The sequence below is a fragment of the Cryobacterium sp. RTC2.1 genome, from assembly GCF_035018685.1.
GTDB lineage: Bacteria > Actinomycetota > Actinomycetes > Actinomycetales > Microbacteriaceae > Cryobacterium > Cryobacterium glucosi.
Genome location: NZ_JASJXJ010000124.1, coordinates 1 through 12171 on the forward strand (window position 1 = coordinate 1; position 12171 = coordinate 12171).

Sequence of the window (12171 nt, forward strand, 5' to 3'; positions counted from 1 at the left end):
CGACGATTCACCCGCTTTCGCGACACAAAGCGACACACGGCCGCGCAGTATGCGTGTGCATGGAATAACGACGCGGCACCTTGTACGCCGAGAGCCGGGTGCGGCAGTACTCACGCAGGGCGTCGACGTCGAGCGCGGCGCCGTCGGTGAGCACGATCGCGGCGACGACGTCCTCGCCGCCGTTCTTGCTCGCGATGCCCACGACGGCGGCGTCGGCGACGTCGGGGTGTGAGAGCAGAGCGGCTTCGACCTCGGACGGCGACACGTTGAACCCGCCCGTGATGATGAGTTCCTTGATGCGGTCGACGATGGTGACGAAGCCGTCGGCGGAGACGCGCACGATGTCGCCGGTGCGGAGCCAGCCGCCGTCGAGGAGCACCTTGGCGGTCTCGCTCGGCTGGTCCCAGTAACCGGAGAAGACCTGCGGGCCGCGGACGAGCAACTCGCCCTCTTCCTCGACACCGCGGTCGATCGACGGGTCCTTCGGGTCGACGACGCGGATCTCTGTGCTCGGGAACGGCACTCCAACGGTACCTGGACGGCGGCTCGGGCCGATCGGGTTTCCGACGGCGATCGGCGAGGCCTCGGTCATGCCGTACCCCTCGACGAGGAGCCCGCCGGTGGCGGACTCCCAGCGTTCGACGATCGAGACGGGCAGGCTCATCGCGCCAGAGATCGAGAAGCGGATGCTCCGCAGGCTCACGTTCCGTTTCTCGGCAGCGGTGACCAGCCGGTCGTAGATCGGCGGGACCGCGGGAAGGAAGGTCGGCGGAGTGTGCTTCGCGGCGTCCAGCAGCAGGTTCTCATCGAACTTCGGGAACAGTACGAGCCGGGCCCCTGTCGCCATCGCGAAGGTGAGGCAGAGGGTGAGGCCGTAGGCGTGGAACATCGGCAGGACGGCGTAGAAGACCTCCTGGCCGGGGGTGAGACCGGGCACCCACGCCTCGCCCTGGAGCGCGTTGGCCCGCAGGTTCGAGTGGGTGAGGATCGCGCCCTTCGGGGTGCCGGTCGTGCCGCTGGTGTACTGCAGAACCGCGGTGTCGCCGAGGGCCGGTCGCGGGTGGTTGTGGCGGAGCTTGCGGGCGCGCACGAGGGAGGACCACTCGATGGCGTCCTTCGGCAGCTCGGAGACGGTGAGTGCGTCTCGCGAGGACCGGGCCTGCTTGATCGGCAACCGCAGGGCGAGGCGCTTGACCAGCGGCATCGCATCCGTGAGGTCGACGGCGACGACGGTGCGGAGTCCCAGGTCGGCCGGGAAGTCGCGCACGGTCGCGTAGACCTTGTCCCAGACGATCGCGACCCGGGCGCCGTGGTCTTCGAACTGGTGCCGCAGCTCGCGCTCGGTGTAGAGCGGGTTGTGCTCGACGACGATCGCGCCGAGGCGCAGCACGGCGTAGAACGCGACCACGTGCTGGGGGCAGTTGGGCAGCACGAGAGCGACCCGGTCGCCGGGCTTCACGCCGAGGCGCATCAGCCCGTTCGCAACGCGCGAGATCTGCTCCCCGAGCTGGGTGTAGCTCGTGGTGCCGCCGAAGAAGTCGAGCGCGATCGCGTCGGCGTAGAGCCGGCAGGAGGCCTCGATCATGCCGACGAGGGTGTCGGAGGGGGCCGGGATGGTGTTCGGCACCCCGGGGGCGTACGAGCCGAGCCAGGGCTTGTTGGCGAAGGCGTTCATCGTTCGGCCGGTTCGGGGGTTTGCATGGTGTCCCGGTCGCTCGCGAGCGCGCGAGCCGACCCGAGTTCGACCTTGAGGGCGGCGACGAAGGCGTCGATGTCGGCCTCCTCGGTGTCGAAGCCGCACATCCAGCGCACCTCGCCGGTCGCCGGGTTCCAGTCGTAGAAACGGAACGCCTCCCGCAGGCTGTCGGCGACGCCGGGCGGCAGCACCGCGAACACGGCATTGGACTGGGTGGGCTGGCTGAAGGAGACGCCTGTGATCGAGCCGTCCGCGATGCCGTCGTCGAGGGCGGTTCGCAGTTTCGTGGCCATGGCGTTCGCGTGGCCGGCGTTCCGGAGCCAGAGGTCGCCGTCGAGCAGCGCGATCAGCTGTGCCGAGATGAACCGCATCTTCGAGGCGAGCTGCATGTTGAGCTTGCGCAGGTAGACCAGGCCGGCGGATGCCTCGGGGTTGAGCACGACGATGCACTCGCCGTACATCATCCCGTTCTTGGTGCCGCCGAAGCTCAGCACGTCGACGCCGGCGTCGCGCGTGAACGCGCGGAACGGGACGCCGAGCGCCGCGGCCGCATTGGAGAGGCGGGCGCCGTCCATGTGCAGGGTCATGCCGTTCGCGTGCGCGTGGTCGGCGATGGCCCGCACCTCCTCGATGCTGTACGCGGTGCCGAGCTCGGTGGTCTGGGTGATCGAGACGACGAGCGGCTGGGCGCGGTGCTCGTCGCCCCAGCCCCAGGCCTGCTGGTCGATCAGCGCGGGGGTGAGCTTGCCGTCGGGGGTGTCGATGGTGAGGAGCTTGATGCCGGCGACCTTCTCGGGGGCGCCGCCCTCATCCGAGTTGATGTGCGCGGTCGAGGCGCAGATGACGGCGCCCCAGCGCGGCAGCATCGACTGCAGGCCGACCACGTTCGCGCCGGTTCCGTTGAAGACGGGGAAGGCCTCTGTGCCCTCGCCGAAGTGCCGCGCGAACACCTCCTGGAGGCGCTCGGTGTACACGTCTTCGCCATAGGAGATCTGGTGGGCGCCGTTGGCCCTGCCGATCGCCTCGAGGATCTCCGGGTGCACCCCGGAGTAGTTGTCCGAGGCGAAACCGCGCGAGGAAAGGTCATGGAGTTGAGTCACCCCTCCATCCTTGCGCATCCGGCTCCGCCGCCACTGTGAGATGTGCTCGCGGACCGGCGCCCGCGCATCCGCTCAGCCCCGGAGCGCCTCGCGGAAGGTGACCCGTGCCCCCATCCGGAGGAGAGAATTCGCGTAGATGCGGGAGCCGATCAGGATCACGAGGGCGGTGGAGGCGAGCAGGATCGCGAGCGAGAGCAGCGGCTCCCACCAGGCGGCGGTGCCGAGGAAGATCCGCATGGGCATTCCGACGGGTGCCGAGAACGGAATATAGGACATGATCGCGAGCACGGTGGGGTTGTCGTTGAACAGGATCACCAGGAAATAGGGAATCATCACGAGGACGAGCACCGGCGAGGTCGCCGAGCCGACGTCCTCCTGCCGGGACACCATCGACGCCGTCGCCGCGAACAGCGAGGCGAGCATCACGAACCCGAACGCGAAGAACACCGCGAACCAGACGAGCGACGGGCCGATGTCGCCGAGCAGGACGTGCTGGCCGGTCACCGCCATGCCGATAGAGACGAGCAGGCCGATCGCGACGATCTGCCCGAAGGCCATGATGCTGTTGCCGACGACCTTGCCGGCGAGGAGCGCCCGCACCGGGATGGTCGTCATCAGGATCTCGACGACGCGGGTCTGCTTCTCCTCGACGACGCTCTGCGCGATCGTGGAGCCGAAGGTGATCGCCGACATGAAGAAGACGAGCCCGAAACCGATCGCGACGAGGTAGACGAGGCCCTCGCCCTGTTTCGATGGTTCCAGAAGGGTCACCTCCGGGCGGAGGCTGAGGACGCCGACGACCTCGAGCGGGGTCGCGGAGAGGGCGATCACCCGCAGGGGCAGCGGGTAGCCGGCCTGCGATTCCGCCGGCACGATCGCGGCGGTCACCGTGCCCGCCCGCACGAGGGCCTCGGCGGCGGCGACATCGTCGGCCTCGACGGCGGCCAGCGTGCCGGCCTGGCGCACGACCTGCGCGGCGGCGGACCCGACCACCGCGACCTTGGGCAGGGTCTGGTTCTGGCCCGCGATGCCGCCGGCCACGACGGACCCGATCGAGACGAGCAGAAGGATGCCCGTGGAGATCAGGAAGGCCTTGCTGCGGAGCCGGGCCACGATCTCCCGGGTCGCCACGAGCCAGACGCTCTGCCGAAGCGTCGGCGCCGGATACCGGTCGGCCGTTCCCGATGGAGTGCTCACTGCACGACCTCCTTGAAGATGGTGGCCAGGCTCGGGCGCTGCTGGCTGAAAGCGAGGACCGGGCCGCGCTCGAGGGCGAGGCGGAGGACGGCCTGGCTCGCGGCATCCGTCTGGGCCTCGAAGACAGCGAAACCGCCGCTCACCTCGAGGACGTCGACGCCGGGCACCGTGCGGACCCAGCCGGCGTCGTCACCCGTGCGGATCTCGAAGCGCGGGCTGCTGTGCCGCTCGCGAAGTTCCTCGCGGGGGCCGTTCGCGCGGATCTCGCCGCCGGCGATGATGACGAGGTCGTCGCAGAGGCGTTCGACGATGTCGAGCTGGTGCGAGGAGAACAGCACGGGGACACCGCGAGCGGCATAACTGCCGAGCACGCCCATCACGACCTCGACCGCGAGCGGGTCGAGTCCGGAGAACGGTTCGTCGAGGACGAGGAACTCGGGGTCGTGCACGAGGGCCGCCGCGATCTGCGCACGCTGCTGGTTGCCGAGGGAGAGCGATTCGACAAGGTCGCCGCTGCGCTCGCCGAGGCCCAGGCGCTCGAGCAGCTCTGCGGCGTTGCGCCGGGCGGATGCCGGGGGTAGCCCGTGCAGGCGGGCCAGATAGACGAGCTGCTCGCCGATCTTCATCTTGGGGTACAGCCCGCGTTCCTCGGGCATGTAACCGAAGCGGCGGCGGTCATCCGCGGTCAGCGGAACCCCGCCCTGCCGGACGTCGCCGGAGTCGGACGACAGCACGCCGAGGATGATCCGCATCGCGGTCGTCTTGCCTGCGCCGTTCGCGCCGACGAAGCCGGTCAGTCGGCCGTCGGCGATGTCGAAGCTCACGTCGGTCAGCACCTGCCGGGTGCCGAACCGCTTACTGACGTGCTCGATCGAGAGCATGCCCCTCCTCCGTATGCTTGCCCACGCTAGCGCGCCTCTCCGCTACCTGTCGCCGGTTCGGACAATAGTGGCCGTGACACCGGCCGCAGTCGTCCGCAGCGGCAACACCTGTCGGGTGGCGCGGTCAGCCGAGGGGGATGCGCGTGTTGTTGACGGATGCCGCCGGCACGTCCCAGAGGGAGACGACCCGTTCGGCGAGCTCGGGTTCGAGGCCGTCAAGGGCGCGGACCACGAAGACCGCGGTCGCGGCGGTCTGGCCGCTCGGTGGGGCCGCCTTCGCGAAGCCGTGGCCGACGGCGCGGGTCCACGTTTCCGCCGCCGACTTCGCCGCGGCGTAGTTCGCACCGCCGGGGGCCGGCGCTTCCACTGAGACCGACGAGACGATGCCGAGGCGACCGGTCGGCGACGCGAGCAGGTCGGCGTTGAAGGCGCGGCTCGTGTTGCGGAGCGTGGTCACGATATTCCGGTGCAGGAATGCCCAGTCCTCGTCCGACTGGCCGGCGAGGCCGCCGCCGCCGCGCCAGCCGCCGACGAGGTGAATGAGCCCGTCGATCATGCCGTGGTCTGCATGGACGCGTTCGGCGAGGTCGGTGACGGCGGCGAAGTCGGCGAGATCGCAGGCATAGGGGAACGAGCCGGGCACGCTCCCGACGAGCGCGTCGAGGCGTTGCCGGTTCGACCCGACGACGATCACGCGGGCGCCCGCAGCCGCGAGCGCCGCGGAAACGGCCAGCCCGGCGGCACTCGTCGCACCGGCGACGAGCACGGTGCGGCCGGCGACGAACCTGCGGGCGGCATCCGCTGCTTCGGTCATCGTCGGCCGCCCCGCCTAGTCGCGCCCGGTGATGCCGGCCGTCGACTCGATGACGGCCTTCATCTTCTTGTCGAGCGCCTCGAAGAACATCGAGAGCGGGAATTCGTCGTCGAGCACGAGGTCGGTGTACCCCTTCGGAGGTCCGGCGAGCACGTCGAGCGGGAGCCCGCGCGCCCAGGCCGAGGCCGGGTTCGGCGTGAGCGTCTCGGCGATCATCGCGTACGCGGCGAGCCAGTGCGCCTTCTTCGGCCGGTCGATCGAGGCCCAGTAGAGTTCGTCGATCCGGGCGCCGAGTGCGATCACGACGTCGGGGACGGCGTCCCAGTCGAGGCTGAGCGCAGTGTCCGTCCAGTGCAGCACGTGGTGCTGGTGCATCCACGCGAACAACAACTGGCCGCCGAGGCCGTCGTAGTTGCGCACCCGGCTGCCGCTGATCGCGAAGCGGAAGATCCGGTCGAAGATCACCGCGTACTGCACGAGGCTCGCATGCCTGCGGGCCTCCGGGCTCGCGTTGTCGTCGCGCGCGATCGTGACCGACTCGCGGAAGGCGGTGAGGTCGCAGCGCAGTTCCTCGAGGGAGTAGAGGAAGAACGGCATCCGCTGCTTGATCATGAACGGGTCGAACGGGAGGTCTCCGCGCATGTGGGTGCGGTCGTGGATGAGGTCCCACATCACGAAGGTTTCCTCGGCGAGGTGCTGGTCGTCGAGAAGCGCCGCGGCCTCGGTGGGCAGCTCGAGGCGGGTGATGGCGGATGCCGCACCGACGACCCTGCGGAAGCGCGCGGCCTCCCGGTCGGCGAAGATCGCACCCCAGGTGAAGGTCGGGATCTCGCGCATCGCGACCGTCTCGGGGAAGAGCACGGCCGAATTGGTGTCGTAACCGGGTGTGAAATCGAGGAACCGGATCGGCACGAACAGCTTGTTCGTATACTCCTGCTCGAGTTCGGCGACGAACTCCGGCCAGATCACCTCGACCAGGACCGCCTCGACCAGACGGTTCGTGCTGCCGTTCTGGGTGTACATCGGGAAGACGACGAGGTGACGGATGCCATCGGTCCGGTGCAGCTGCGGCTGGAACTGCATCAGGGAGTCGAAGAAGTCGGGCATGCCGAAGTCTTCGGCCGCCCAGCGGGCGAAGTCGCGGCCGAGCGCCGCGAGGTAGCCGGCGTCGTGCGCGAAGTACGGGGCGAGTTCCTCGATGGCCGAGCGAATCACGGCGACGTGGCCGGCGGCATCCGCCCGGTCGGCGGGCTCGGGGACCGAACCGTCCTTGGCCTGGATGGCCTGCATCGCCGTGGCAGCGGCCTTCAGTCGCAGCCACGCCGGGGTGGTGGCGACGTCTGTGCCGACTGCGCTGCCGAGGTCCGGCGTGTCCTCGAGAACCTCGGGCTCACCGACCAATGCTTCTGCACTGTAATTCGACATGGGAACCTCCCGTCCTCGTGAATGCCGCGGTCGCGGCGGTGTGTACGCGCTTCTCTGCGCGAGCCCCCAGCGTATCCGGGGACAGACGGCGTTTTCATGCGGGCTGCCGCAGTGAATCGCCGTGTTCGGCCGGTTTCGCGCGTGAATAAGCCGCGCAGTGCAGCCCGGTACCGCCCACGGGCGCTCCCGATCTCCCTCGGTCCATCCTGAAACGATTCATATTCCCTGCGCTCGAAGCGTCGGTCAAAACCGGTGCTGAGATGTGCACAAAGATCGTGTACGTTGCTAATGATGTGTGAAAACCCACACGACTTTCTCAGCCGGCCCACACGGTCGCCCTGAGTCGTGCCACCGGAGACACACGTTCTTAATCCACACCCAAAGGAGTCCAAGGTGGCGTCGAAACCTGCTGCAGAGATTATTCAAAGTATCGGAGGTGCCGGAAACGTCGTGGGTCTCACCCATTGCGCCACCCGGCTCCGCTTCCAGCTCAAGGATGCATCCGGTATCGACCAGTCGGCCGTCGAGGCGATTCCCGCCGTCCTCGGCGCCGTCCCCCAGACGGGCGACCGCTACCAGGTCGTCATCGGTGGTGCGGTTGAGACCGTGTACAACGAAATTATGGCCCTCCCCGAAATGAAGCGGATCAGCTCCGGCGGATCCAGCGAGGGCGACTCCGTCGCCGATATGAAGGCTGCGGGGAAGGCAAAGGGACCGCGCGGAAAGTTCGCCGCCCTCGACACGTTCTTCGAGGTCCTGTCCGACTCGTTCCGTCCCATCCTCGGTGCGCTGCTGGGCGCGTCGCTGTTCATCACCTTCATGGCCTTGATGGCGACCCTCGGTGTCATTCCGGCCTGGAACGCGCCCGGCGTCACCCTTGATCCGTCGTGGCAGTTCGTGAACCTGATGTGGCAGGGCGTCTTCGTCTTCCTGCCGCTGATGGTTGCATACAACGCCTCCAAGCGGATGGGCGCCGACCCGTGGGTCGGCTTCGGCATCATGGCCGTCGTCATGCTCCCGGGCTTCACCGCCCTGGGGAAGACCGATGGTGCGGAGTCCGTCTTCGGCGGCCACGCATCCGTCGTGCAGATCTTCGGACTGCCGCTGACGGTGTTCGACTACAGCTCGCAGGTGTTCCCGCCGCTGCTGATGGCCGGAGTGCTCGCCGCCCTGACCGTGCTACTGAAGAAGATCATTCCGTCCAGCGTCCAGCTGATCTTCGTGCCGTTCATCAGCATGCTCATCATGATCCCGCTGACCGCCTTCCTGATCGGCCCGATCGGTGTGTACGGCGGAGCCGGACTCGGTAACTTCCTCAAGTCGATCAACGATTTCTCGCCGTTCATCTTCGCGGTCGTCATCCCGCTGGCCTACCCGTTCATGGTTCCGCTCGGCCTGCACTGGCCGCTGAACGCGATCATGCTGCTCAACATCCAGTCCCTCGGGTTTGACTTCATCCAGGGCCCGATGGGCGCCTGGAACTTCGCGTGCTTCGGCGCCACTGCCGGTGTGCTCTTCCTCGCCATTCGCGAGAAGGACCGCTTGATGAAGCAGACCGCGACGGGCGCTCTCGCTGCCGGTCTCCTCGGCGGTATTTCCGAACCCTCTCTCTACGGAATCCACCTGCGGTTCAAGCGCATCTACCCGCGCATGCTCATCGGTTGCCTCGTCGGTGGCGTCATCATCGGACTCGGCGGCGGCGTCAAGACCAGCGCATTCGTCTTCACCTCGCTGCTGACCATCCCCGCGTTCGACAACATCCCGCTGTACACGATCGCCATCGCTGCAGCCTTCTTCACCGCGATGATCCTCGTGATCCTCTCCGGCTACCAGACGCCGGAACAGAAGGCGGAAGTTGCCGCCCAGGTTGCGGCCGACGAAGCCGAAGCGAGCAAGAAGTCCGCACACGTCGCATCCGTCGCAGCACCGGTTGCCGCCGGTACTGCAGGCGCAGGCGTCGCCACTGCGACCAGCACCGGAACGGCCACCGCCGTCGCCACCCTGCTCGCCACGATCGGTTCGCCGGTCGCCGGTATCGTCGTTCCGCTCGCCGAGGTCCCTGACCCCGTGTTCAGCAAGGGAATCGTCGGCCCCGGCGTCGGGATCGACCCGACAGAGGACACCGTCTACGCCCCCGCTGCCGGCAAGGTCCTCGTCGCCCAGCCGACCGGTCACGCCTTCGGGCTGCTGCTCGACAGCGGCGTCGAACTGCTCATCCACGTGGGTATCGACACCGTGAACCTGGCCGGCAAGGGCTTCGACGTCAAGGTCGCCGCCGGCGACCGCGTCGAAGCCGGCACCCCGCTGGTGGTCTTCGACCGCACGATCATCGAGGACGCGGGCTACTCGCTCGTCACCCCGGTGCTCGTGACGAACGCCCGGAAGTTCGGGCCCGTCGAGCAGGCTGCCTCCGGCCACGTCCAGGTCGGAAGCCCGCTCCTGACGGTCGCCGCTAAGTAACGGTCGTCACCCGGTAATACGCATCACGTTTCACCGCACAAGGCGGGCAGAGGATTCTCTGCCCGCCTTGTGTTTTTTGTCAGGAGCGCTCAGGGGCGGATGCCGCGCGCAGTCGCCAGAGCGAGGTCACCTCTGCGGCCCTCGCCGCGTGCAGCGGGTCGTCGGCGTCGGCGGCCTTCCGGTGCACGGGCTTCGTGTCGAGGCGTGCGACGACCTCGAGACCGGCGTCGTCGAACTGGTCGAGCAGGGCGTCCCTGGAACGCAGCCCGAGGTGCTCGGCGATGTCGGAGAGCACGAGCCAGCCCTCGCCTCCGGGTGCGAGATGCCCGGAGAGGCCGGAGAGGAAGCCCTGCAGCATCTGCCCGTCCGGATCGTAGACGGCGTGGTCGGTTGCGGTGACGGCGGCTCCGGGGATCCACGGCGGGTTGCAGACGATCAGGTCGGCGAGTCCGGACGGGAACAGGTCGGTGTCCTCGATCGTGACCGACGTCGTGAGGCCGAGCCTCGCAACGTTCTCGCGCGCACAGGCCAGCGCGCGCGGGGACGTGTCCGTGCCGATCACGCGATCGAAGCCACGGCCGGCGAGGATCGCGGCGATCACGCCGGTGCCGGTGCCGATGTCGAAGGCGGTGCGGGAGGCATCCGTTGCCGCGCTCGTGCTCCCGGTCGAGGCCGTCGCGGGGAGCGGCGCGGCGAGCACGAGGTCGAGGTATTCTCCGCGAACGGGCGAGAAGACGCCGTAGTGCGTGTGGATGCTGCCGCCGAGCGCCGGGACGACGACGCCCCTCACCCGCCACTCGTGGGCGCCCATCACGCCGAGCAGCTCGCGCAGTGACGTGACCGTCGCGGCACGGCCGGCCGGGCCGTAGGTCTCGAGGCAGGCGGCTCGGGCATCGGGCGCGCGCCGCAGGGCGATCGTGTAGTCGGCGTCGAGCGGAATGAGCACGAGGCCGAGCAGCCGGGCGCGCTCGTGGGCGTCGGCCCTGGTCCGTTCGAAGAGGGCCGCCGGGCCGCGGCGCGGCGGATGCGTGCGGCGGCGCGCGGTGTCGATGTGGTCGATGCGGCGGGCGAGTGCGCCGAGCAGCTGCCGGGCGTTCTGGAAATCGCCGGCCCACAGCATCCCGGTGCCCGACTTGGCGAGGCGGTATGCCGCGTCCGCGGTCATCCGGTCGTCGGCGACCACGACGGTCTCGGGTGCCGGCCAGTGGTTCTCTGAGTGCCAGCCGGTGAGCGGGGGCGACGGATGCGTGAGATCGGTGGGCTTCAGCGGCGTGCGGGACATGGGGTCCGCTCCTGTGACACGACACGTGGTGGCTGGGCCTCCGACGCTCGTGCGCGTGGGACTCGTCCCCCCGGACGAGTGCCGGCGGTCTCCCCTGAGTATCGCAGCGTTCGGAAGGGAACGGGGCTGGCGAACGGGGTTGTGCGGCAGGGGTGTTGACAGCCGGGAGGGGAGCCACCTAGTATGGAAACGATTCCATGGAATCGTTTCCACGACGCAGGGCCCAATCACACAATGAGGTGAGCATGATGAACGCGATCACGATCCGCGAGGTCGCAGCGCTCGCCGGCGTCTCCGTCGCCACAGCCTCCCGGGTGCTCTCCGGCAACCCGGCCACCTCGCCGACCTCGAGGGCCCGCGTCGCCTCGGCCGCGGCGGAACTCGACTTCCGGCCGAACGCCCAGGCCCGCGCGCTGCGCGGAGCCAGGACGAACGCCCTGGGCCTCCTGGTTTCCGACGTGCGGAACCCCTTCTTCGCCGACCTCGCCCACACCGTCGAACAGGCGGCCAACCTGCATGGCTACGTGACCCTGCTCGGCAACGCCAACGAACGCGCCGACCAGCAGGACCGGTACCTCGACACCCTGATCTCGCGGAGGGTCGACGGCATCATCCTCGCCCCCGTCGGGGAGGGGAGCGACAGCATCCGCTCCCTCATCGCCCGTGAGATCCCCACCGTCTTCGTCGACCGCACGATCGCGGGCATGGACCTGCCGAGCGTGACGACGGATGGAACCACCGGCATCCGCCAGGCCGTTGAACACCTCGCTGCGGCCGGCCACACCCGGATCGGTTATATCTCGGGGCCGCAGGCCAGCTCGACCGGGCGAGACCGGTTCGCCGCCTTCACCCGGTGCGTCACCGAGAACGGGCTGAGCGCCGACCCCTCACTCGTCTACTTCGGCGACTACCAGGCGGCCAGCGGCTCGGCCGGCGTGCACGCCCTGCTGGGCCTCCGCGAGCCGCCGACCGCCCTGATCGTTGCCGACAGCCTGATGGCCGTCGGCGCCATCGCCAGCCTGCACGACCGCGGGGTGCTTCTCGGCGTCGACCTCGCCATGGTCGCCTTCGACGACGTCGAGTGGTTCGCGCTGCTCAACCCCGCACTGAGCGTCATCTCGCACAGCGTCGCCGACATGGGCCGCACCGCGGTGGACCTGCTGCTGCAGGTCATCGACGGCGGCACCCCTGCCTCGGTCGTGCTGCCGAGCGAACTGATCGTCCGGGCGTCGTCGGCACCGGCCGGAACACCGGGAACACCGCCCCGCCCGCCCACGCCGCCCGCGGCGCCCCCAGCACCCACAGCCAGTCATAAC

Annotated in this window: 9 protein-coding genes; 2 read left to right on the top strand and 7 right to left on the bottom strand. The window is 68.8% G+C overall.

The window, feature by feature from the left end; genetic code table 11:
- Nucleotides 1-7: 7 nt before the first annotated feature.
- From QN357_RS14180 to QN357_RS14205, 6 genes are all read right to left on the bottom strand, one after another.
- The gene (locus QN357_RS14180) at nt 8-1675 is read right to left on the bottom strand and encodes a long-chain-fatty-acid--CoA ligase (protein WP_323505073.1); all 1668 of its coding nucleotides are present in this window, start codon (nt 1673-1675) and stop codon (nt 8-10) included.
- Nucleotides 1672-2796, bottom strand: coding sequence for a low specificity L-threonine aldolase (locus QN357_RS14185; RefSeq protein WP_322189084.1), 1125 nt, complete (start codon nt 2794-2796; stop codon nt 1672-1674). Before QN357_RS14185 ends, QN357_RS14180 begins: the two co-directional genes overlap by 4 nt.
- Nucleotides 2797-2868: 72 nt before the next feature.
- Complete coding sequence (locus tag QN357_RS14190; protein ID WP_134560405.1) at nt 2869-3993, bottom strand: ABC transporter permease; 1125 nt, start codon at nt 3991-3993, stop codon at nt 2869-2871.
- Nucleotides 3990-4874, bottom strand: a complete 885-nt coding sequence (locus tag QN357_RS14195) for an ABC transporter ATP-binding protein (RefSeq protein WP_322189087.1) — start codon at nt 4872-4874, stop codon at nt 3990-3992. The genes QN357_RS14190 and QN357_RS14195 overlap by 4 nt, the downstream gene beginning before the upstream one ends.
- A 124-nt stretch (nt 4875-4998) precedes the next feature.
- Nucleotides 4999-5688 (bottom strand): SDR family NAD(P)-dependent oxidoreductase, encoded by a 690-nt coding sequence (locus QN357_RS14200; protein ID WP_322189089.1) that lies wholly within the window; start codon nt 5686-5688, stop codon nt 4999-5001.
- 15 nt (nt 5689-5703) lie between these two features.
- On the bottom strand, nt 5704-7113 hold the full coding sequence (locus QN357_RS14205) for a DUF6421 family protein (protein WP_322189091.1): 1410 nt from the start codon (nt 7111-7113) through the stop codon (nt 5704-5706).
- A 393-nt stretch (nt 7114-7506) separates the two neighbouring features.
- Here QN357_RS14205 and QN357_RS14210 point away from each other — a divergent pair, with 393 nt between their 5' ends.
- Nucleotides 7507-9573, top strand: a complete 2067-nt coding sequence (locus tag QN357_RS14210) for a glucose PTS transporter subunit IIA (protein WP_134560397.1) — start codon at nt 7507-7509, stop codon at nt 9571-9573.
- A 79-nt stretch (nt 9574-9652) separates the two neighbouring features.
- On the opposite strand, the gene QN357_RS14215 is transcribed toward QN357_RS14210, so the two are convergent.
- Nucleotides 9653-10855 carry a class I SAM-dependent methyltransferase gene (locus QN357_RS14215; protein ID WP_322189095.1) on the bottom strand — a complete coding sequence of 401 codons (1203 nt, stop codon included), beginning with the start codon at nt 10853-10855 and terminating at the stop codon, nt 9653-9655.
- A gap of 245 nt (nt 10856-11100) precedes the next feature.
- On the opposite strand from QN357_RS14215, the gene QN357_RS14220 reads away from it, so the two are divergent.
- Nucleotides 11101-12171, top strand: a 1071-nt coding sequence (locus QN357_RS14220) for a LacI family DNA-binding transcriptional regulator (protein ID WP_323505076.1), incomplete at its 3' end; no start/stop codon positions are given.

Coding starts and splice junctions, on each gene's coding strand:
- QN357_RS14180 (WP_323505073.1), bottom strand. CDS start 1,675: ATGAACGCCTTCGCCAACAAGCCCTGGCTCGGCTCGTACGCCCCCGGG.
- QN357_RS14195 (WP_322189087.1), bottom strand. CDS start 4,874: ATGCTCTCGATCGAGCACGTCAGTAAGCGGTTCGGCACCCGGCAGGTG.
- QN357_RS14200 (WP_322189089.1), bottom strand. CDS start 5,688: ATGACCGAAGCAGCGGATGCCGCCCGCAGGTTCGTCGCCGGCCGCACC.
- QN357_RS14205 (WP_322189091.1), bottom strand. CDS start 7,113: ATGTCGAATTACAGTGCAGAAGCATTGGTCGGTGAGCCCGAGGTTCTC.
- QN357_RS14215 (WP_322189095.1), bottom strand. CDS start 10,855: ATGTCCCGCACGCCGCTGAAGCCCACCGATCTCACGCATCCGTCGCCC.